Origin of the sequence: Mycolicibacter sinensis, from assembly GCF_001673565.1 — a bacterium.
GTDB classification, from domain to species: domain Bacteria; phylum Actinomycetota; class Actinomycetes; order Mycobacteriales; family Mycobacteriaceae; genus Mycobacterium; species Mycobacterium sinense_C.
Genome location: NZ_LZMF01000123.1, coordinates 25,135 through 47,614 on the forward strand (window position 1 = coordinate 25,135; position 22,480 = coordinate 47,614).

Genomic DNA, 22,480 nt, shown 5'->3' on the forward strand with positions numbered 1-22,480 from the left:
TTTGACGCGTTCGTCAACGTTTGTTTTTCGGCTGCGGAAATATGTACACCCCCGATACCCGCGGCGTAGTTTTGCGCCAAACGCAGTTGGCCCCGGGGGAGGTCGGATCCTTTGCGCAGCAAGGCTGAAGCTGTTTCGGCGTGGCCGATCGTCGGCCGCGACGATGAGCTGCGCGAGGCCTTGGCGACTCTCGAACCGGATTCGGAGTTTCAGGGCGTCGCTCTGGTCGGCGACAGCGGTGTCGGCAAGTCGACGCTGGCTCGTGCGCTCGGAGCCCGTCTCAATGCGGCCGGGCGCACAGTCCGGTTTGTGCTGGGCACCCAGACCGGCCGCGATGTGCCGTTGGGGGCGTTCTCCCGGTCGGTGACCGTCGATGCATCGTGCGAGCCGGCAGCGATGTTGGCGATCGCGCACAAGAACCTCGAGGCCGCCGAGAACCCGGTGATCGTGGTCGATGACGCTCAACTGCTCGATCCGTTGTCGGCCACCCTGGTCTACCAGCTGGCCGCCGAAGGCACGGCGCAGGTGATCGTGGTGATCCGGGCCGGCGAAACGCTTCTCGATGCGGTCACCGCACTGCTCAAAGAACAGTTGCTGTTGAACATGCGCATCAATCCGTTCACCCGCGAACAGACCGGCGAACTCGCCCGCCGGGTACTCGGTGGTGTCGTGAGCCCCCAGGCAATCAACCGGTTGCACGACCGAAGCGGCGGAAGTCCGCTGTATCTGCGCGGACTGCTGCGGGCCGGCCGCGATGACGGCGTCCTGGTGCAAGACGAGTACGGCTGGCAGCTCAAAGGTTCCCTGCACGCCGACCAGGAACTGTCTGTCCTACTCGGCTTCCGGCTCCAGGCGCTCACCCCTGAAGAGCTCGAGGCACTTGAGATCCTGGCGACCGCCGAGTTGCTGGACTGGGAGGTCTTCCGCGAGCTCTGTTCTCCCGAAGCCGTTTCCGGGCTGGAGCGTCACCGGTTGATTCATCTGACTTCCGATGCCGGGGGAACCCTGGTCCAGGTGACTCACCCCATCATCTGTGAAGCGGTGCTTGAGCGTGTCGGGGTGGTGCGCGCCCGCCGACTCAACGGTGTGCTGTTCAACGCCTTCGACAAGTACCTTCTTGGTGGCGGGCGGCGCTTGCGGTTGCCCGACGTGCGCGGCAAGATCCGGATGGCCCAATTCATGATCTGCAGCGACTTGGATCCCGACTTCAAGCTGATCATCGGCGCGGCGGTGCGGGCGGCGGCGATGTCCAACCTCGGCCATGCAGAAGAGTTGGCCCGCTTCGCCTTTGACCGCGACGGTGGCCTACCGGCGGCCCTCGTTCTCGGAGACGCACTGTTGTGGCAAGGCCGAGGCGACGACGCCGAGTCGGTGTTGACCGATGTCAGCCTCGACGGCGCCGACGACGCGTTAATAGTTCAATGGGGTTGTCTTCGCGCGTCGAACCTATTCTGGAACTGCGGTGAGATCGATTCCGCATGGGCGGTTCTCGCCGAGGTGCAAGGTCGCGCCCACTCGGAGGTGAGCGCCGCTCTGTGCCGCGCCCTCGAGGTTGCTTTCACGTTCTTCACCGGCAACCTCGCAAAAACGGTTCGTTCCGGACCGCCGTTCTGCGCGGCGGACGTCTGGCCGGCCGCGACCGCCTTGGCTGCGTTGCCCACTGCGCACGCATTGACCGCAGCGGGGCGCTTCGGCGAGGTCTACGGAATCGCTGACCTGGGACTGCGGGCGGCTGCGCACAGTCGCTCCGGGATGATCCGATTCGGGCTCGGTATCGCCGAGGTCATGGCACTGGTCACCGCCGGGGATTTGGCCGCGACCGAAATGGTCGCCGAACGCTATGCCACCATGGCTGCCGGCGTCCCGGAACCCGATTCGATGGTCGGGGTGCTGTTCGGCCTGGTACAACTGGCACGCGGTCAACTGACCTTGGCATGTTCGTCGTTTCAGGACTCGATGCCGGTGTTGTCGGGCGCTTCCCTATCGCTGTGGCCGATGCTGGCCAACGCGTGGGCCACCCAAGCCGAAGCGGCGCGAGGCAACGCTGCGTCGGCCTCCGCCGCATTGCGGCATTGCGAAGAAGCCTATGGAGCGCAAATCGCCGCGTTCTCACCGGAACTCGAGATGGCCCGGGCCTGGGAGCGGGCAGCGCACGGTCAGATCTCCGATGCGCGCGCCCACGCACTGCGGGCGGCGCAGAGCGCCCGCCGATCCGGGATGCACGCGGTCGAGATGCGGGCGCTGCACACCGCGGTCAGATTCGGCGACCGCTCGCATGCCGACCGGCTGGCAGAGCTCGCCGAGACACTGGACGCCCCGTTGCCCAATGCGGTTGCGGCGCATGCTCGCGGTCTGGCTGACCACAACGCCGACCTGTTGAGCATCGCGTCGGACAAGTTCGCGACCCTGGGCGCGTTCGCACTCGCCGCGGATGCGGCGGCCCAGGCATCCGCCGAATACGCGCGCAGCGGTCAACGCGGCAAGCAATTGGAGTCGTCGACGCGGACACAGTGGTTGGCCCGTCAAGGTGACATCCACACTCCGGCAGTCGCGGCGGTGACTCAGCCGCTGCCGATCACCGACCGGGAGCGCGAGATCGCGATGCTCGTCGCCGCCGGTCTGCCCAACCGTCAGATCGCCGACCGGCTCTCGGTGTCGGTACGCACCGTCGACGGGCATCTCTACCGGATGTTCGCCAAACTCGGCATCGAGCGGCGCGACCAGTTGGTCCGGTTGTTTGCCGAGGGCCGGCCCCGCGCCTGAGGCCCGAGCGTCAGAAAGGCCCGCGGTAGCGGGCCTTTCGTGGTTCTCCCGGCGACAACCGCACAACAACGAAGAGACCCGCCGAAGCGGGCCTCTCCGTTGTCGGGCTTGGCGACTCCCTACGTTCCGGGTGCTCCGATGCCCGGGGCGCCGCCGCTGCCACCCGAGCCGCCGGCCCCGCCGGCACCCGGGCCGGCGTGGCCGGGCTGACCGGGCTGACCAGGCGTCGGGCCGCCGGTGACGCCGAGCCCGGGAGCCACCCCGCCGGGGGTCCCGGCGCCGTTGGCGCCGCCGTTGCCGCCGATACCGCCGTCTTGGCCGTCGCCCCCGCCGCCGGTGGTGCCACCGGGAAGGCCAGCACTGCCGCCGCTGCCACCGGTGCCGCCGGACTGGCCGGCCGTGCCGTCGCCGCCCTTGCCGGCGCCGCCCGCCGTTCCGGCGCCGTTACCGCCGACCGCCGGTTGACCAGCCCCACCGGCCCCGCCGTTGCCACCGGCGCCACCGACGCCGGCGGTTCCGCCGTCGCCGCCCTGACCGCCGGTTCCGGTGGTGACAGAACCGCCGAGGCCGCCCTGTCCGCCGGCCACGGTCGTGCCGCCATTACCGCCGGGCCCGCCGGTGCCGCCGTCGCCGCCGCCGACCGCAGTGCTAGCCGCGCCGCCCGCGCCGCCGGTGCCCCCGTGACCGCCCGCGCTGGCGTTACCGCCGGCCCCGCCGGCCCCGCCGGTGCCGCCGGTGGCGTTGCCGCCGTCGCCGCCGCTGGCGGCCGCGCCCGGGGTGCTGGCATTGACGTTCCCGCCGGCGCCACCCTGACCGCCCTGGCCGCCGTTGGCTCCCGCGGCGTCGGCCTGGCCGCCGGCCCCGCCGGTGCCGCCGTTGCCGGCCGTACCTGTGTTTCCGGCGTTACCGCCGTCGCCCCCGGAGGCGCCGACGGCGCTGGTGCCGCCGCCATCGCCGCCGGCGCCTCCCGCCCCCGCGTTGCCGCCGGCGCCACCCTGGCCGCCTTGGCCGCCTGCCACCGCACCGGCCGCGTTGCCGCCGGTGCCGCCGGTGCCGCCGTCGGTGCCGTTGCCGCCGTTGCCGCCGACGCCTCCCGCGCCGCCGTTGCCGGCGGACCCGACGCCATGGCCGGTGGGGTTGTTGGTTTCGTTGCTGCCAGCGGCGCCGCCGCGACCGCCGCTGCCACCGGCGCCGCCCTGGCCGCCCTGAGCGCCCGCGCCGCTGGCGTTACCGCCGGCGGCACCATTGGTGACCGCGTTGCCGCCGGCCCCGCCATTACCGGCGTCGCCGCCGACGGTGCCGAAGCCGCCGTAACCACCCTGGGCGCCGTCGCCGCCGGTGCCACCGGAACCGCCGGTGCCGGCGGTGCCGTTCACCGAGTTGCCGCCCGCGCCGGCCGTCGCCCCGGCGTCGCCGCCGGCGCCGCCATTGCCGGCGTTGCCGCCGGCGCCGGCCGGTGCGGTGCCCGTGGCGTTCAGGCCGCCGTTCCCGCCGTTGCCGCCGTAGTTGCCGTCGCCGCCGGTTCCGGCGTTGCCACCGGTACCGCCGGTGCCGGTGGCCAGCGCGTTGCCGCCTGCCGCGCCGTTGCCGCCGACACCACCCTGGCCGCCGTCGGTACCGTCGCCGCCGGAACCGGTGCCCGCGCCGTGGCCGCCGTCGCCGCCGTAGCCGGCTTGACCGCCGGTGCCGCCGTTACCGGCGTTGCCGCCGTTCGCCGGGCCACCCACGTTCGTCGGGTCGTTGGCGTTGCTACCGGCCCCGGCGTTGCCGCCGGCGCCACCGTTCCCGGCCACGCCGCCGTCGCCGCCGTTGCCGGTCGCACCGGCGCCGGTTGCCAGCGCATTGCCGCCGTTGCCGGCGTGGCCGCCGGCGCCGCCCGTGCCGCCGCTACCGCCGTTGTGGCCCACAGAGGCGGACCCGACGGTGTTGCCGGTGTTCTGGAAGCCGGCTGTGCCGTTGCCTGCGGCACCGCCGTCGGCGCCGTTACCGCCGAGCCCGCCGTTGCCGCCGAATGCGCCGCTGTCGCCGCCGTTACCGCCATAGCCGCCGACGCCGCCGTTGCCGCCGGTGAAGCCGTCGACAGCGTTGACGCCATCGGGGGTGAAGCCGTCGCTACCCTTGCCGCCTTCAGCGCCGTTACCGCCGTTGCCGCCGTTTCCGGTGCCCAGGCCGGCCGGCCCGCCGCTACCGCCATTGCCGCCATAGCCGCCGGTGCCGCCGGTCATGCCTTCGCCGGTCATGACGTTGTAGCCGATGGCATTACCGCCGATCGCGCCGTTACCGCCGTCACCGCCGGAGCCGCCGTCCCCGGTGACACCCGCGTGGCCGGTGGCGCCACCGGCCAGGCCGCCAGCACCGGCTGCGCCCGCGGTGCCGCCGTTGCCGCCGTAGCCGCCGTCGCCGCCGTTGAGCCCGACCGTGTTCCCCACCAGGTCACCTTGGGTCGGGTTGTAGCCCTTACCGCCGTCACCGCCGTTGCCGCCGGTACCCGCCGAGCCCCCGTCACCGCCGTTGCCGTCGGTGCCCGCCGCGCCGTTGGTGGCGGTGCCCGCGACGCCGCCCTTGCCGCCGCTTCCGCCGCTGCCGGCCGAGCCTCCGTTACCGCCGTGCCCGCCGTTGGGGGCGTTGGCCGCCAGTCCATCGGCGCCGTTACCGCCGTTGCCGCCGCTGCCGGCGGTGCCGCCGGTGCCGCCCTGACCGCCGTTGCCGGCGTTGCCGCTGACCGTGCCCCCGGCGCCGCCGTTACCGCCCTGGCCGCCGCTGCCGCCGCTGCCACCGGTGAGGCCGTCGGTGCCGTTGCCGTCGGCGCCAGTGCCGCCGTTGGCGCCGGTGATGCCCTGGCCGCCCTGGCCGCCCTGGCCGCCGTCACCACCGTTGCCGGTGGTGCCGCCGGCGCCACCGTTGCCGGCCGTGCCGCCGGTACCGGCGGTCAGGTGGCCGACGGTGGCGTCGGCACCCGCACCGCCGTTACCACCGGTACCACCGGTGCCGCCGGGGCTGGCGACCCCGCCGTCGCCGCCGTGACCGCCCATGCCACCGTTGTGCGCCCAGTCGCCCGCGGCGCCCACGCCACCGTCTCCTGCCTGACCGATGGCACCCACGCTGCCGTCGGTACCGGCTTGACCGTTGCCTGCTCCGCCGGTCCCGGCCGTTCCGGCGTGACCGACCTCGGTGCCGCCGGCGCCACCGGCGCCACCGACCCCGCCCGAACCGTCGCCGTACTCTCCGTTCACGCCCCACTGCCCGGCCGCACCAGTACCGCCCTGGCCGCCGTCACCGGCGTCACCGCCGTTACCGGCATTGCCGCCATGGCCCTCCGACCCGCCGTTGCCGCCGTTGCCGCCGTCGCCGCCGGCCGCACCGGTGCCGCCGGCCTCACCGGTGTTACCGGTCTTGCCCGCAGCACCGTTGCCGCCGTTCCCGCCGTTACCCCCGTTACCGGTGGCGGTACCGGCGTTGCCGCCGTTGCCGCCGGTACCGCCAGCCGTGCCTGGGATAAGCGGGGTGAAGCCGTCCGCACCGTTACCGCCGTTGCCGCCGCCGGTGCCATCCGGCCCAGCAACGCCGGCCTTGCCACCACCGGCGCCCGCCGCACCACCGGCCCCGCCGTTGCCTTCGGCGCCGCCGTTACCACCGTTACCGCCGTTGAGGTGGGTGGCGTCGGCCGCTGCGCCGTTGCCGCCGTTGCCGGCCATGCCGCCGGCGCCGCCGTCACCGCCATTACCGCCGTGGCCGCCGAACAACGCGTTGAGGAAGCCGGTCCCGGCACCACCGGCACCACCGGCACCACCGTCAGCGCCGTTTCCGCCGTCCTGGCCGGCGCCGTCGGCGCCGCCGCTGCCGATCACGCCCCACACGCCGTTGGCGCCGTTGACGCCGTCCGCGCCGTCGTCGCCGTCACCGCCATTCCCGCCGTTGCCGAACCAGCTGCCACCGGCGCCACCGTCACCACCGGCAATGCCATCGTTGTTCGGGTCGAGGGCCGCGTCGCCACCGGCGCCGCCGCTGCCCCAGAGGTTCGCGTCACCACCGCTGCCGACGATCCAGTCGCCGTTCGCGTCCAGACCCGAGAAACCGGCACCACCGTTGCCGAAGAAGAGCCCGCCGTCTTGACCATTGGGATTGGCCGCGGTGCCGGCGGCGCCGTCACACCACAAACCACAGGAGTTGGCAAACGACCAGGCGCTGCCGGGCACCGAGCCGGCCGCGTCACCGGCCTGGCCGGAGCCGGTGAACCAGCTGTTGACCGTAGCCATGAGTGAGTTCCAGGTCGCATCCCAACCGACCTGGTCCGCGGTCGCGCTGCCCGCAGTCGCCGCGTCGAATGCCGAGGAGTCGAACAGGGCCGACCAGGCCGCCGGGTCGACAAAAGAATTCCAGTCGATGCCGTCGTAGGGCAGCGCCCACGCCGACGGGTCGAACAGATCACCCAAGTCGAAGTCATCGGCTTGGGCAGACGGCATGTGCGCCAATGGCCCCATCCCGAACGCCAAGAACGCACTTACCGCCGCGCCGGCACCGGCGACATGACGCGCCTTGCCTTTGGGCGTGGAATTCCGCTTCCCACTGCGGTTCCTGTCAGACATCACACAACCTCCCCATGAACACCGAGATGCTTAAAGCTCGCTAAGACGCCTTAGGTTATTTCGGTATTCGGCGGGGATCATAGAGTAATCAACTACCCTAGTTTTTTCGAGAAAGACCTCTTGCTTACTCGCCCCGGCGAGGGTGACTACCTGAAACACCCACTGCGGTGTGTCCGCGACACACCCGCTCGCCGGGAAAGGCCAGCTCAGAAGGTCCTCGCCGGGAAGGCTCAGACCGGCAGGAGCTGGTCGATTACCGCCGCCAATTGCTTGGCCGAGCGGCACTCATGCATGGCGATGACGTCCTCGTACCGCGGAACCGCGGAATCCCCGCTGCCCCAAAGGTGTCTGGGCTCGGGGTTGAGCCAGTGCGCGTGACGGCTCGCGGTCACCAAATGCGACAGCACGTCGGTGCCCGGGTCCCGGTAATTGGTGCGCCCGTCGCCGAGCACCAGCAGCGCGCTGCGCGGTGACACCACACTCGGGTACTTCTCCACGAACGAGACGAAGGCGTGGCCATAGTCGGAGTGACCGTCACGGGTGTACACCCCCGACTCTCGGGTGATCCGCTGAATGGCCACCGCCAGGTCGGCCTCCGGCCCGAACAGATGCGTCACCTCATCGGTGGTGTCGATGAACGCAAAGACGCGAACCCGCGAGAACTGTTGCCGCAGTGCGTGTACCAGCAGCAGGGTGAAGTGACTGAACCCGGCGACCGACCCCGAGACGTCACAGAGCACCACCAGCTCGGGCCGGGCCGGACGCGGTTTGCGCAGTACCACGTCGATCGGCACGCCGCCGGTGGACATCGAGCGGCGCAACGTCTTTCGCAGGTCGATGGTGCCGGCGCGGGAACGCCGCCGGCGGGCGGCAAGCCGGGTGGCCAGGGTGCGGGCCAACGGCGCCACCACCCGGCGCATCTGGCGCAACTGTTCGCCGGAGGCACGCAGGAACTCGACGTTCTCCGACAGTTGCGGGATGCCGTACATCTGGACGTGCTCGCGGCCCAGCTGTTCGGCGGTGCGCCGCTTGGTCTCGGCGTCGACGAGCTTGCGCAACTGTGCGATCCGCTGCGCCGCGACGGCCTTGGCGATCTGCTCCTGCGTCGGACTGGGCTCATCCCCGTACGGGGTGAGTAGCCCGGCCAGCAGTCTGCCTTCGAGTTCGTCGAGCGCGAGCGCCTTGAGCGCCTGGTAGGCCGAGTAGGACGGGCCGCGGCTGGAACGGTACTGCCCGTAGGCCCCGACGATCGCGGCGATCATCGCCGACAACCGTGCGTCGGTATCGGCCAGATCGGGATTGGCGGTCAACAGGTCGACCAGCATGGCCCGCATGTCCTCGACGTCCTCGGGCAGCGGTGCGTCGTCGGCCGACTGCGGATCGTCGGAGACGATCACGGTGCGCCCACCCAGCGCGGCGGGGAACCACAGGTCGAACATGGCGTCGTAGGTGTCGCGATGATCGGGCCGGCGCAGCACCGCGCAGGCCAGCCCCTCGCGCAACACCTCCCGATCGCCCAGCCCGAGCGCGGCCAGCACCCGCCCGGCGTCGACGGTCTCCGAAGGCCCCACCGAAATCCCTTGTCCCCGTAGCGCTTCGACGAACTCCACCAGGTGCCCCGGGATACCGTGCGGGGCCAACGGCTGCGGCGGACGGGTTTTAGATCTCATCAGGGGACCAGGGCCATCAGTTGAGCCGGAGTTCCCCGGATGCGCGCACCTGATCGGACTGGTGCTTGAGAACCACCCCGAGGGTGGCGGCCACGGTGGCGTCATCGATGGTGTCCAGGCCCAGCGCCAGCAGCGTGCGGCCCCAGTCGATGGTCTCGGCCACCGAGGGCAGCTTCTTGAGCTGCATGCCGCGCAGCACGCCGATGATGCGCACCAGTTCGGCAGCAAGGTGTTCGGGCAGCTCCGGTACCCGAGACAGCAGGATGCGCCGTTCCAGGTCCGGGTCGGGGAAGTCGATGTGCAGGAACAGGCAGCGGCGCTTGAGCGCCTCGGACAGCTCGCGGGTGGCGTTGGAGGTCAGCACCGTGAACGGTGTGCGGGTCGCGGTGATGGTGCCCAGTTCCGGCACGGTGACCGCGAAGTCGGAGAGCACCTCCAGCAGCAGACCCTCGATCTCGATGTCGGCCTTGTCGGTCTCGTCGACCAGCAGCACGGTGGGATCGGTGCGCCGGATCGCGGTCAGCAGTGGACGCGACAGCAAGAACTCCTCGGAGAACACGTCCATCTTGGTGGCGTCCCAGTCACCGCCCGGACCGGCGGTGTTGCCGGACTGAATACGGAGTATCTGCTTGGCGTGATTCCACTCATACAGCGCTCGGGCCTCGTCGACGCCCTCGTAGCACTGCAGCCGCACCAGCCCGGCACCGGTGGCGGCGGCCACCGCGCGGGCCAGTTCGGTCTTGCCGACGCCGGCCGGTCCCTCCACCAGCAGCGGTTTGCCCAGCCGATCGGCCAGGAAGATCGCGGTGGTGGTGGCGGTGTCGGCCAGGTAGCCGGTCTCAGCCAGCCGCCGGGCGACGTCGTCGATGTCGGTGAACAGCGCGGCGTGCTGCGCGGGGGTGGCGGGAATGGCGGGCTTTTCCATGCGGGGGTATGGCTCCTTTAGACGGGACGAGTGTGGCCGTCACCCCACACGATCCATTTGGTCGAGGTCAGCTCCGGCAGGCCCATCGGTCCGCGCGCATGCAGTTTCTGGGTGGAGATGCCGATCTCGGCGCCGAAGCCGAACTGCTCGCCGTCGGTGAACGCCGTCGAGGCGTTGACCATGACAGCGGCGGCATCGACCTGCTCGCTGAACCGCTGGGCGGCGGCCATGTTGGTGGTGACGATGGCCTCGGTATGACCGGTGCCGTACTCGTTGATGTGGTCGATGGCGTCCTCGAGCCCGTCGACCACCGACAAGGCGATGTCCATCGCCAGGTACTCGCGGCGCAGATCGTCCTCGGCGGCGGCGTCATCGGCGTCGCCGTGCACGGTGACGCCGGCGGCGGTCAACGCATCGACCAGCCGCGGCAGCGCGGAGGCGGCGATGGCCCGGTCGATGAGCAGAGTCTCGGCAGCGTTGCAGACGCTGGGCCGCCGGGTCTTGGAGTTCAGCAGGACCTCTTCGGCGACGGCGAGGTCGGCGCCCTCATGGACGTAGACGTGGCAGTTGCCGACGCCGGTCTCGATGGTCGGCACCAGCGCATCGCGCACCACGGCCTCGATCAGCCCGGCACCCCCGCGCGGAATCACCACGTCGACCAGTCCGCGGGCCTGGATCAAATGGGTGACAGTGGAGCGGTCGACCGCCGAGAGCAGCTGCACGGCGTCGGCAGGCAGATCCTCACCGGTCAGCGCGCCCCGCAGGACGTCGACCAGAGCCTGGTTGGAGTGTGCCGCCGATGAGCTGCCGCGCAGCAGTGCGGCGTTGCCGGACTTCAGCGTCAGCCCGAAGGCGTCCACGGTGACGTTGGGCCGGCCCTCATAGACCATGCCCACCACGCCGAGCGGCACCCGCTGCTGACGCAGCTGCAACCCGTTGGGCAGGGTGTAGCCGCGCAGCACCTCACCGACCGGATCGGGCAGCCCGGCCACCTGGCGCAGTCCTGCGGCGATGCCCTCGACCCGGTGGGGGTTCAGCGCCAGCCGGTCCAGCATGGCCTCCGGGGTGCCGGCGGCCCGGGCGGCGGCCAGGTCTTCGGCGTTGGCCGCCAGGATGTCGTCGGAGTGGGCCAGCAGCGCGTCGGCGGCGGCGTTCAGGGCACTGTTCTTGGCCACGGTCGACAACGCCGTCAGCACGCGGGAGGCGATCCGGGCTCGGCGGGCGGCGTCGTGGACCTCTTGGCGCAGGTCGGGAAGCACGGGGACGCTCATCGTCCCAGCGTATCGGCGAACGCGGGATCCGGCGAAACGGCCCCGCTCTGGTGCCGACGGCGGCGCTGATCGATGATCCGGCCCAACTCCTGAAGCAACAGCGGCTTGGCCATCACCAGTTCTTCGATATGGTCGCGCTCGATCACCACCGCGGTCACTTCCTCCAGGGCATAGGCGTCGAACTGACTGGCTTGCCGGGTCAGCGTGGTGACGCCGAGGAAGGCGCCGTGCCGCAGCGTGGTGTCCGATACGGCCGGATCCGCGCCGGTGAGGCGGACGCTGCCTTCGGTCAGGAACGTCATCGCGGTCGGTACCTGACCGGCCTGTTCGAGTGCTTCGCCGGTGCCGTAGCGGACCACGGTGGTGTAGGGCGCCAGAGCCTGCCGGTCGGCGTCGGTGAGCCGCAGCGCGGGTGCCACCACCGTCCGCAACGCCTCGGCCACCCGCTGCGGCGTGGAGAACTCGTCGTCGGCGTCATCGAGGTGCAGGCCTTCGCGGCGGGCCGCATACCAGAGCCACTGGTTGAAGGTGGCCTGCGCCGCGCCGTCGTCGCCCGGGGAGTCCAGCGCGATGGTGGTCCGGTATTGGCCCCCGCCTAGAGCCACCGATTCGGGCGCCTCCCCGGTGGTGCGCAGCGGCAGTGCCGCGGCGACCCGCGACAGCAATGCGCAGACCCGGTCGGGTGGGTCGGCAACCGCGAACGTGGTCGTGACCGACACCCGGTGCAGCCCGCCGGATCGGCTGATGTTGGTGAACGAGGTGCCCGCCAGCACCGAGTTCGGCGTGACCTGCAGCCCCTCGGAGGTGCTGATGTGCACCGCGCGCCAGTTCACTTCGACGACCTGACCGCGCGCCGAGGGGGTGGACAGCCAGTCGCCGATCCGGAACGGCTGCTCGAACAGCATGAACAGACCCGAGACGATCTGTCCGACCGAATTCTGCAGCATCAGGCCGATGACCACCGACGTGACGCCCAGCGCGGTGAACAGCCCGCCGATCCGGGCGCCCCACACGTGCGACAGGATCAGCGCCAGGCCCAGTCCGATCAGCAGGAATCGGGCGACGTCGATGAAGATGGTCGGAATCCGGCCGCGCCACGAGCCCTTCGGGGCGCTCTGGAAGAAGGTGACGTTGAATCCGGACAGCACCAACACCAGCAGCATGAACCCGAACACGGTGAAGATCACCCGCACCGTCGGGTCTTGAGCCGGTACCCCGGCCACCGGCACCAGCAGCGCCAGCAACGCGCCCAGCGGCAACAGGTAATTGCGGATCAGCGCCACCGGTCGGGCCAGATAGCTGCCGCGGCGCACTAGGGCCACATGCCATTCGGTGAACAGGGTCAGGCCGGCGGGCAGTCCGACGGCGACGCCGAGCGCCCAGTAGAACCACGGCCCGAAGACGTTCACGGTTTCTCCGACAATCGCCAGGTCTGCTCTTCGACGTCCCCGATCAGCACGGTGCCGGCGGGGACGAATTCCTGGCTGTCGCCGAGCATGTCGCGCACCGCCTCGGTGGCATAGATGCCGGGTTCTGAGGTGGCCCTGCGCAACTGGTAGGTGAGATTGACCGCCGAGCCCCACAGGTCGTAGGTGACACCGGACCTGCCCACCAGACCGCTGACGACCTCCCCGGTGTTGACTCCGGCCCACAGGCTCAGCCGATGACCGGTCTTGACGTCGAACCGATCCACGATGCGCTGCATCTCGCACGCGAACTCGACGATACGGTGCACGCCGTCGAGCCGCGGGGTGGTCAAGCCGCAACCCGCGAGGTAGCCGTTGTACATGGTGCGGATTCGTTCGACGCCAACGACTTCGGCCGCCGCATCGAACTGCCTCACCAGCTCGTCGACCATCGTCACCAGTTCGTTCGCGGAGACGGCGGCAGACAGCTCATCGATGCCATGCAGTTCGGCGTAGACCACGCTGACGTTGTGATGCTCCTCGGCGATGGCCTGTTCGCCCCCGCGGTAACGCTGCACCACCGATTCGGGCATCAGTGACAACAGCAGCTCGTCGTTCTGCTTGCGCTGCTCGTTGAGCAACTCCTCCTTGATTCGCAGGCTGCGGCTCATGTCGTTGAATGCCCTGGTGAGATCGCCGATCTCATCGGCGGCCCGGGTCGCCACCGCAGCGCTGTAGTCGCCGGCGCTGATCCGCTGGGCGGCACTCTGTAACCGCCGGATCGGTCGCAGGAACAACCGGGCGAGCACCATCGCCAGTACGCAGATGGTGAAGATGACCGCGGTGGTGGCCAGCACCACCCTCCTGCTGAACGACGTGACCCCGGCGTAGGCGTCGGAGTAGTCCCGGGTCGCCAGGATCGACCACTGCAGGTCGGAATTGGGAATGGTCAGCGGCGCGTAGGCCACCAGCTCGCGGTTGCCCAGATAGTCGTATCCGGTGTTCAGCGTGCCGGTCTGGCCGCGCTGGGCGGCATGAAGTCCAGGTGCACCCACCGGCTGAACCAGGGTCGTGGTGCCCAGCTGCAGGGCCCTTTCCGCCGTCGCCACCGCGGTGCCTGCCGCCACCGCTTCGCGACGATAGGCCTCGGGGTCCTCCAGGAACAGTCGCGAATCGGAGCGCATCAGTTCGTCCGGACCGGCGAGATAGGTCTCGGTGGTGTGGCCCAGCCCCGCCTCTTTCCACTGCCGGTTGGCGGTCATGATCCGGTTGACCTTCGCGCTGGGCAGCGGCAGCGCCATCACACCCTCGACGGTGCCCTGGTTGCCCACCGGCGACACCAGCCAGGCGGTGGGCGTGTCCAGGTTGGGCTGATAGGGCTGGTAGTCGGTGATCCAGACGAAGTTGACGGCGTTGGACGCCAACGCTTTGCGGTAAGCGTCGCGCAGACTGGATTCGCGGTAGGGACCGGTCAGCACATTGGTGCCTAGGTCCACACCCTTGTTCACGCTGTAGACCACATTGCCGCGGGTGTCCAGCAACAATGCGTCGAGGTACTCGTTGCGATTGACGATCTCGGTGAAGAAGCTGTCGAACTGGGCGTTGGCCGCCGCCCAGACACCGGGGTCACCGGCATCGTCGGGTTTCTTGGGATCTCCGGCGAAACCGGCGGTGTACTGGGCTTGCAGGTAGCGCTGGGCGGTCGACGTCGGCAGCAGCGCGGCGATGTCAGCGTGTTCGCCGGTCCGTTTGGCCAGCTCGTTGACGAAGCGGTCACGGTAGTAACCCGTTATCGCCCGCTGCTGTTCGGGAGTGACTGCGGCGTGGGCAAGTTCGTCGAACCCCGCGGTGAATGCCTTGAGCGCGTTGGCCGCAGTCGCTCCCCCGCTGAAAACGACCAGCGAGTTCGTCATCTCGGCGAACAAGGTGCTCACCGCACGGCGCTGCGCCTCGCGGGCCTGCACCAGCTTGCTGGTCGCCGCACGCTGCAATTCGGCTGCGCCGTACTGGAACTCGACGAACCCGACCACCGCGACCGAGGCAATGCTGGTCAACAGCAAGATGAGCATCAGCTTGGTCTGAATGCTGATCCGGGATGGCAACCGCCGGCGCCGACGTTCATCGCTCTCGGTGCTGATCGTCGACGGTGCCGAGCCCACTCGGCCGCTCCCTTCGGTTAGGCGGACGATTTCCCAGCGTAGGGGATCTGGCGCATTCCGCGTTCGTGAATGGGAAGCTGGCAGCATGGCGACGCGAGTGTGCGTGGTGGGCAGCGTGAACCTGGATAGCGTGTTCACGGTGGCCGCGCTGCCGGCCCCGGGCGAGACGGTGCTCGGCTCGGCACCGAGCGCTCACCCCGGCGGCAAGGGCGCCAACCAGGCGGTCGCGGCCGCTCGGGCCGGTGCGGATGTCTCGTTCGTCGGCGCGGTCGGCGACGACGACGCGGGCGAACGGTTGCGCCGGCACCTGCAGGCCAACGGGGTCGGCACCGAAGGATTGACGACGGTGCCCGGGCCCAGCGGATCGGCGGTCATCACTGTGGACCCGGCCGGGGAGAACACCATCGTGGTGGCGCCGGGCGCGAACGCCTCGCTGACGGTCGATGCCGGCCTCGAGCTCATCACAGGATCCGACGTACTGCTGCTGCAGCTGGAGATCCCGCTCGCCACCGCGACCGCCGCCGCCCGAGCCGCTCACCAGGCGGGCGCGACCGTGATCGTCAACGTCTCCCCGATCCGCGGCGATGTGACCGAGCTGGCCGGGCTGATGGACGTCGCGGTGGTCAACGAGACCGAATCCGCACAGTTCGACCACCCGGTACCGCACCGGGTGGTCACGCTCGGCGCGCGCGGAGCGCGCTACACCGGTGACGGCGGCTCGGTTGTCGTATCTTCACCGAGGGTCGAGCCGGTGGACACCTCGGGCGCCGGAGACGTGTTCGCCGGCGTGCTGGCCGCCGGTTGGGCCGAGGGCATCGAATCCGCGCTGCGCCGCGCCTGTGTCGCCGGGGCGCTGGCGACGCTGGTGTCCGGAGCCGGCGAATGCGCTCCGGGTGGTGCGGAGATCGACGCAGCGGTCGCCGCGATGCGGCGCTGAGCAAGAACTATCAGCACCCGGCGGTGCTGTATCGGCTCACACCCGCACGTCGAAGCCCAGGTCGACGTCGGAGGTGGCCTGTCCGCCGCGGATTCCCCAGTTCTCCCGATCCACCTCGTGCAATGTGATCATCACATGGTCGCGCGGAATGCCCAGTGCGGCAAGGCGTTCGACGATTCCGGCGTAGAGCGCCCGCTTGGCGTCCAGGGACCGGCCGGTGAAGCAGTCGATGGAGACCAGGGTGCGGTACTCCGGTTGGCTCAACTCCTGCGAGACCGCGAACCGGTGCGGTTCGTGGGCGATCAACCGGACGTTCTTGTCCTTGGCCGGGATCTGGAAGGCCGCTACCAGCGCACCGTGCACGGCGTCGATGATCGCGACTTCCTCGGCTTGGGTGTAGCGGCGGCGAACCTCGATCAGGACGGTGGGCATGGCTTCTAGCGTGGCAGACGGTCAGGCCCGCTTGCCCCGCACCCACTGGATGGTGCCGACGTTCTTGACCCGCACGCTGGTGAAACCCTGGCTTTCCAAGGTGTCGGCGATCTCGTCGTCGCCGAACACCCGCGCACCGGCTTTGGGCAGCAGCCGCCACAGCCGGGCGGCCGAGCCGGCGGTGGGCACCATCAGCGCGATCCGCCCACCGGGTTTGAGCACCCGCGCCATCTCGCCCAGCGCCGCGGCCGGGTCCGGGATCAGCTGCAGCACCGCGATCGAGGTGATGGCGTCAACGGTGTTGTCGCGCAGCGGGAGCCGCTGGGCATCGGCGCGCAGGAATCCCGCCTGGGAGCCGGCCTGCACCCGTACCGCACGGGCCAGCATCGGCTCGGAGACGTCGACACCCAACGCCAACCCGTCGGCGCCGACGGCGCGGGCCAGCGAGGCGGTGATGCTGCCCGGACCGCAGCCGACGTCCAGCGCCACCCCGCCGACCGGGATGTCCAGCCAGTCGATCGGATGCTGCCAGGCCTCAAGGAGTCCGCGGGCCACGGCCTGGGCGTTGTCGTAGAACATCGACCCGAACGGCGAGGCCCACAGCTTCTGGATGGCACCGGTGTTCTGCTGCGCGGCGACGTCTCCTGGCCCGCCGAGCAGGTCGAGATAACCTCGGTCCACCTGCGGGTCCGACGGCGGATCGCTGAGCAACGTCATGGCCCGCTGCAACGCCGGTGACAACGGAAACCTGCGCACCTCGTTCATCGTCGGTGCTCCTTTCTAGCCGTGCGGAATCTCCCGTTCGATCTCGTCGAGCCAGACCCGCGCCGACATGTCCGCGGGGGCCCGCCACTCCCCCCGCGGCGACAGTGAGCCGCCGTGGGACACCTTCGGCCCGTTCGGCAATGCCGAGCGCTTGAATTGGCTGAACGAATAGAACCGCTGGGCAAAGACTTTCAGCCAGTGCCGGATGTCGGCCAGCGAATAGGCCTGCCGCTTGTCCGCCGGATACCCGGGCGGCCAGGACCCCGCTTCCACGTCGTGCCAGGCGTGCCAGGCCAAGAACGCGGTCTTGGCCGGCGTGAACCCGTGGCGCAGCGCTTGAAACAGCGCGAAGTCCTGCAGCGAGTACGGGCCCACCTTGTCCTCACTGCGCTGAATGTCCGCACCCTCGCTCGCCGGGACCAGCTCCGGGCTGATTTCAGTGTTGAGTACCGAGGCCAGCACCGCGCACACGTCGGTGTCGAACTCGCCGGAGTTGATCACCCACCGGATCAGGTGCTGGATCAGCGTTTTGGGCACTCCGCCGTTGACGTTGTAGTGCGACATCTGATCGCCCACCCCGTAGGTGGACCAACCCAGCGCCAGCTCCGACAGATCGCCGGTGCCCAGCACGATGCCGCCGCGCTGGTTGGCGATCCGGAACAGGTAGTCGGTGCGCAGGCCGGCCTGCACGTTCTCGAAGGTGACGTCGTAGACGGCTTCGCCGCGGGCGAACGGATGCTCCAGCTCGGTCAGCATCAGCTTCGCGCTGTCGCGGATGTCGATCTCGGTGAAGGTCACCCCCAGGGCCTTGCTCAGCGCGCCCGCGTTGGCCTTGGTGCGTTCGCCGGTGGCGAAGCCGGGCAGGGTGAACGCCAGAATGTCACTGCGCGGCCGGTTTTCACGGTCCATGGCTCGCGCGGCGACGATCAGGGCGTGGGTCGAGTCCAGCCCGCCCGACACCCCCAGCACCACCTTGGGATAGTTCAGCGCCCGCAGTCGCTGCTCCAGACCCGATACCTGGATGTTGTATGCCTCGTAGCAATCCTGTTGCAGCCGCTGCGGGTTCGACGGCACGAACGGGAACCGCTCGATCGCCCGGCGCAGCCCGATGTCCCCCGCCGGCGGATCCAGAACGAACTCCACCCACCTGAACGCCTGCACCGCATCCCGGTGCTGGCGGCGGTTGTCGTCGAAGGTGCCCATCCGCACCCGCTCCGAACGCAGCAGCCCGAGGTCGACGTCGGCGACCGACCGGCGAGAGCCGCTGGGGAACCGTTCGCTGTCATCGAGCAGCTTGCCGTTCTCCCAGATCATGGTCTGGCCGTCCCAGGCGAGGTCGGTGGTCGATTCGCCCTCCCCGGCGGCGGCATAGACGTAGGCCGCCAGACACCGCGCCGAGGCTGAGCGGGCCAGCAGGCAGCGGTCCTCGGCGCGCCCGACGGTGATGGGGCTGCCGGACAGGTTGGCCAGCACGGTCGCGCCGGCCAGGGCGGCCTGGGCGCTGGGCGGCACCGGCACGAACATGTCCTCGCACACCTCGGCGTGCAGCACGAACCCGGGCAGGTCGGTCGCGGTGAACAGCAGATCCGGGCCGAACGGGACCTCGGCATCACCCAGCCGGATCACGCCCCGCTCGCCGGCGCCGGCGGCCAGCTGGCGGCCCTCGTAGAACTCCCGGTAGGTGGGCAGATAGGACTTGGGCGCCACCCCCAGGATGCGCCCGCGGTGGATGACGACGGCGGTGTTGTAGATGCGATGCGCATAGCGCAGCGGCGCCCCGACCACCAGCACCGGCAACAGCTCCGCCGATGCCGCGACCACGTCGAGCAGCGCCGCCTCGACGGCCCGAAGCAGGCTGTCCTGCTGCACGATGTCGTCGATGGAGTATCCCGACAGTGTGAGCTCGGGAAAAACGGCGAGCGCGACGCCGTCGTCGTGGCACTCGCGCGCCAACCGCAGCACCGACTCGGCGTTGGCGGCCGGGTCGGCGAGCGTCGTGCGGTGCGTGCAGGCGGCGACCCGCGCGAATCCGTGCCGGTAGGCGTTGTAGAAGTCTCCAGAGCGGTCCATCGCTCCTCATTGTTGCCCGGCCCGTGTCAATACGCAGCTTTCGGGTATCACCAGGATCATGACCGAAACCGCGGTGGTCGTCGTCGACATGCTCAACGCCTACCGGCACGACGACGCAGAAGACTTGGCCGGCAACGTCGCGAACATCGTCGAACCGCTGGCCGACCTGGTCGAACGCAGCCGGGCCGATGACGACGTCGACCTGATCTACGTCAACGACAACTACGGCGACTTCACCGCGGGATTCGCCGAGATCGTCGACTCGGCGCTGCACGGTGCGCGCCCCGAACTGGTTCGACCCGTCGTCCCGGTGGCCGGCGATCGCCGGGTGACCAAGGTGCGCCACAGCGCCTTCTACGCCACTCCGCTGGAGTACATGCTCGGCCGGCTCGGCACCCGGCGTTTGATTCTGACCGGGCAGGTCACCGAGCAGTGCATTCTCTACACCGCCCTGGACGCCTACGTACGCCATATTCCGGTAGTGATCCCCGTCGATGCCGTCGCCCACATCGACGCCGAAATGGGCGCCGCGGCGCTGGAGATGATGTGCCGCAACATGGGAGCCGAGCGGTCGGCCGCCGGCAAGTGCCTACGCTAGGCCGATGGGCGACTCCGAGCCGACGGTCTGCGATCTGCTGGAGCTGATGGCGGGCCGGCGGGTCGCGGCGCTCACCGGTGCCGGCATCTCCACCGATTCGGGCATTCCGGACTATCGCGGCCCGGACTCGCCGCCGAGCAACCCGATGACGATCACACAGTTCACCGGCGATCCGGTCTTTCGGCAGCGGTACTGGGCCCGCAACCACGTCGGCTGGCGCCACATGGCCGACACCTCCCCCAACCTCGGGCACCTGGCGCTTTCAGCACTGGAAGCCGCCGGGGTGGTGACCGCGGTGATCACCCAGAACGTCGACCTGCTGCACACCAAAGCCGGCAGTCGTCGCGTCATCGATTTGCACGGCAACTATGCGACGGTGGTCTGCCTGAGCTGCGGGAACTCGTTGAGCCGCGCGGCGCTGGCCGAGCAGTTGGAGGAACTCAACCCCGGGTTTCTCGAACGGGCGGGCACACTCGGCGGCATCGCCGTGGCCCCCGACGCGGACGCCGTCGTCACCGACACCGCGTCATTCCGCTTTGCCGATTGCCACCACTGCGGCGGGATCCTCAAGCCCGACATCGTCTACTTCGGCGAAAGCGTCCCCAAAGACCGCGTCGCCCAGGCCTATTCGGTGCTCGATGAAGCCGACGCCCTGCTGGTGGCGGGCTCGTCGCTGACGGTGTTCTCCGGCTACCGCTTCGTCCGGCACGCCGCGGCCCGCGGTATCCCGGTCGCGATCGTCAACCGCGGTCCCACCCGCGGCGATGCGCTGGCGGCCGTCAAGATCGACGGCGGGTGTTCTGCGGTCCTGGCGCTGCTGGCTTCGGAGCTGACCCCGGCGGTTCAGCGAGGCTCGACGGAGGAGAGGCGAAGCTGGGACCGCCGCATGAACCCTGCGATTTCGGCGCGGTAATCCTCGCCGAGGCCACACGTAGGAGCGCCGAGTCCGGCACGATGTCTCTGGTGAAACAGCGCCTGGACGCCGATCAGCGCAACGCGTTTTTGGCCGCCTTCCTGGGCTGGTCGATGGACGCCTTCGACTACTTCATCGTGGTGTTCGTCTACGCCGATATCGCCAAGACCTTCGGCCACACCAAGACCGAGGTCGCGTTCTTGACCACCGCCACCCTGGTGATGCGTCCTGTGGGGGCGCTGTTGTTCGGCCTGTGGGCCGACCGGGTCGGCCGGCGACTGCCGCTGATGGTGGACGTGATCTTCTACTCGACGGTGGGGTTCTTGTGCGCGTTCGCGCCCAACTTCACGGTGCTGGTAATCCTGCGCCTGCTGTACGGGATCGGGATGGGAGGCGAATGGGGACTGGGCGCCGCGCTGGCCATGGAGAAGATCCCGCCCGAGCGACGCGGATTCTTCTCCGGGCTGCTGCAGGAGGGCTACCTGTTCGGTTATCTGGCGGCCACCCTGGCGTCCTTGCTGGTGACCGACTGGCTGGGACTGTCCTGGCGCTGGCTGTTCGGGCTGTCCATCCTGCCCGCCTTGATCAGCTTGCTCGTCCGCTACCGGGTGTCCGAATCCGAGGTGTGGCAGGCCACCCAGAATCGGATGCGGCTGACCCGCACCAGGATTCGTGATGTGTTCACCGACGCCAAGGTGATCCGCCGGTTCTGCTACCTGGTGTTGCTGATGACCGCGTTCAATTGGATGAGCCACGGCACCCAGGACATCTATCCGACGTTCTTGACGTCACCCGAGGGAGCCGGTCTGCCGCCGGTGACGGCCAAATGGATCGCGGTGATCTACAACATCGGCGGCATCATCGGCGGCCTGATCTTCGGTGCCCTGTCGCAACGATTGGGGCGTCGCTACGCGATCATCTGGTGCGCGGTGATGGGACTGCCGATCGTGCCGCTGTTCGCGCTGTCGCAGAGCGCGGCGATGCTGTGCCTGGGTTCGTTTCTCATCCAGTTCTGCGTGCAGGGCGCCTGGGGCGTGATCCCGGCGCACCTGACCGAGATGTCCCCCGACGCGATCCGCGGCTTCTATCCGGGCGTGACCTACCAGTTGGGCAACCTGCTGGCCGCGTTCAATCTGCCGATTCAGGAGCGCCTCGCCGCTTCGCACGGTTACCCGTTCGCGCTGGCTGTCACGTTGTTCCCGGTGCTGATCGCCGTCACGGTGCTGACCGCGGTCGGCAAGGACGCCACCGGCCGGCACTTCGGGCCTACCCGAACGGAAGCCAACGAGCTTGCTTGACAGGGGCTTTTGACCTGCCGTAAATTTCTAAAAATCTGCCGTGTTATAAACAATTGGACAGGTTAATAATGCATCGCCATCGGATCACTGCCATTCTCGGAGCCAGCCTGGGAGTCGCGCTCGGTACCGCGTTGTCCGCCAGCCCGCTCGCCGCCGCAGACGCCGTCGACGATGCCTGGCCATATCTCATACCGTCGTCACCGGTGTTCCCGTACTACTACGCGGCAGGACTTCCGACCGCTGACCCCGGGTCTGGTACGTGGTACACAGTCGACCACACATATTCCAGCGTCCCGTACCTGTACAACTACTTTCACGACGTGGTCACCGCCAACCTCGACGGCCCAGAGTATCCCCACGTCGGAACCGTTTCAGATGCCCTAATTCTGTTGCCGATCATCCCCGCGGTTGGGGGACTCGCAGGCGCTCCGGTGTTCACGAATTATTCGCTGGACGATCCAGTTCTCGGGTCCGCTGACGCCTTCACCGTGCTGAACGTATTGACCAACACCTACCTAAGTGACGCAGCGGGCGTGAAGGACGTGCTCAGCATTTATGGCCTGCCGCCTGTGACCCTGTTCGAATTCCCCACCGTCGATGCCGGCGGGGCGGCATCGGAATCGGGTGACGGGTTCGCGCAGCTGCTGGCAGAACTCGCAGGCATCACTCCGAGCGGGTGAAGATCAG

15 protein-coding genes are annotated in these 22,480 nt (G+C 69.3%); 6 read left to right on the top strand and 9 right to left on the bottom strand.

Annotated elements, in window-relative coordinates:
- The first annotated feature begins 111 nt into the window (after positions 1 to 111).
- Positions 112 to 2,763 carry a helix-turn-helix transcriptional regulator gene (locus A5648_RS16960; protein ID WP_234787456.1) on the top strand — a complete coding sequence of 884 codons (2,652 nt, stop codon included), beginning with the start codon at positions 112 to 114 and terminating at the stop codon, positions 2,761 to 2,763.
- Positions 2,764 to 2,882: 119 nt separating this feature from the next.
- Here the strand turns inward: A5648_RS16960 and A5648_RS24940 are convergent, their stop codons facing one another.
- The 6 genes from A5648_RS24940 to A5648_RS16990 all read right to left on the bottom strand — a co-directional run bounded on the left by A5648_RS24940 (position 2,883) and on the right by A5648_RS16990 (position 14,690).
- On the bottom strand, positions 2,883 to 7,349 hold the full coding sequence (locus tag A5648_RS24940) for a PE family protein (RefSeq protein ID WP_165607362.1): 4,467 nt from the start codon (positions 7,347 to 7,349) through the stop codon (positions 2,883 to 2,885).
- 230 nt (positions 7,350 to 7,579) lie between these two features.
- Positions 7,580 to 9,019 carry a vWA domain-containing protein gene (locus A5648_RS16970; protein ID WP_065025667.1) on the bottom strand — a complete coding sequence of 480 codons (1,440 nt, stop codon included), beginning with the start codon at positions 9,017 to 9,019 and terminating at the stop codon, positions 7,580 to 7,582.
- 16 nt (positions 9,020 to 9,035) lie between these two features.
- Positions 9,036 to 9,944, bottom strand: a complete 909-nt coding sequence (locus A5648_RS16975) for an AAA family ATPase (protein WP_065025668.1) — start codon at positions 9,942 to 9,944, stop codon at positions 9,036 to 9,038.
- 17 nt (positions 9,945 to 9,961) lie between these two features.
- Positions 9,962 to 11,215 (bottom strand): glutamate-5-semialdehyde dehydrogenase, encoded by a 1,254-nt coding sequence (locus tag A5648_RS16980; protein WP_065025669.1) that lies wholly within the window; start codon positions 11,213 to 11,215, stop codon positions 9,962 to 9,964.
- A complete protein-coding gene (locus A5648_RS16985; protein ID WP_065025670.1) occupies positions 11,212 to 12,624 on the bottom strand; it encodes a mechanosensitive ion channel family protein in 1,413 nt (470 codons plus the stop codon). The genes A5648_RS16980 and A5648_RS16985 overlap by 4 nt, the downstream gene beginning before the upstream one ends.
- The gene (locus tag A5648_RS16990) at positions 12,621 to 14,690 is read right to left on the bottom strand and encodes an adenylate/guanylate cyclase domain-containing protein (protein ID WP_234787459.1); all 2,070 of its coding nucleotides are present in this window, start codon (positions 14,688 to 14,690) and stop codon (positions 12,621 to 12,623) included. The genes A5648_RS16985 and A5648_RS16990 overlap by 4 nt, the downstream gene beginning before the upstream one ends.
- Before the next feature lie 175 nt (positions 14,691 to 14,865).
- On the opposite strand from A5648_RS16990, the gene A5648_RS16995 reads away from it, so the two are divergent.
- A complete protein-coding gene (locus A5648_RS16995; protein ID WP_082966552.1) occupies positions 14,866 to 15,717 on the top strand; it encodes a ribokinase in 852 nt (283 codons plus the stop codon).
- Between the two features lie 36 nt (positions 15,718 to 15,753).
- Here A5648_RS16995 and A5648_RS17000 read toward each other — a convergent pair whose 3' ends face one another.
- The 3 genes from A5648_RS17000 to A5648_RS17010 are packed head-to-tail and all read right to left on the bottom strand — an operon-like array spanning position 15,754 to position 18,984.
- Entirely contained in the window at positions 15,754 to 16,149 is a 396-nt protein-coding gene (locus A5648_RS17000) for a tautomerase family protein (RefSeq protein WP_065025672.1), read from the bottom strand.
- 21 nt (positions 16,150 to 16,170) lie between these two features.
- On the bottom strand, positions 16,171 to 16,914 hold the full coding sequence (locus tag A5648_RS17005; protein ID WP_065025673.1) for a class I SAM-dependent methyltransferase: 744 nt from the start codon (positions 16,912 to 16,914) through the stop codon (positions 16,171 to 16,173).
- A 15-nt stretch (positions 16,915 to 16,929) separates the two neighbouring features.
- Positions 16,930 to 18,984 (bottom strand): NAD(+) synthase, encoded by a 2,055-nt coding sequence (locus A5648_RS17010; RefSeq protein ID WP_065025674.1) that lies wholly within the window; start codon positions 18,982 to 18,984, stop codon positions 16,930 to 16,932.
- 58 nt (positions 18,985 to 19,042) lie between these two features.
- On the opposite strand from A5648_RS17010, the gene A5648_RS17015 reads away from it, so the two are divergent.
- From A5648_RS17015 to A5648_RS17030, 4 genes are all read left to right on the top strand, one after another.
- Complete coding sequence (locus A5648_RS17015) at positions 19,043 to 19,582, top strand: cysteine hydrolase family protein (protein ID WP_065025675.1); 540 nt, start codon at positions 19,043 to 19,045, stop codon at positions 19,580 to 19,582.
- A gap of 4 nt (positions 19,583 to 19,586) precedes the next feature.
- Positions 19,587 to 20,495: an NAD-dependent protein deacetylase gene (locus tag A5648_RS17020; RefSeq protein ID WP_082966553.1), complete on the top strand. Its 909-nt coding sequence runs from the start codon at positions 19,587 to 19,589 to the stop codon at positions 20,493 to 20,495.
- A 41-nt stretch (positions 20,496 to 20,536) separates the two neighbouring features.
- Positions 20,537 to 21,793: an MFS transporter gene (locus tag A5648_RS17025; protein ID WP_065025676.1), complete on the top strand. Its 1,257-nt coding sequence runs from the start codon at positions 20,537 to 20,539 to the stop codon at positions 21,791 to 21,793.
- A gap of 68 nt (positions 21,794 to 21,861) precedes the next feature.
- On the top strand, positions 21,862 to 22,473 hold the full coding sequence (locus A5648_RS17030; RefSeq protein WP_065025677.1) for a hypothetical protein: 612 nt from the start codon (positions 21,862 to 21,864) through the stop codon (positions 22,471 to 22,473).
- Positions 22,474 to 22,480 lie beyond the last annotated feature (7 nt).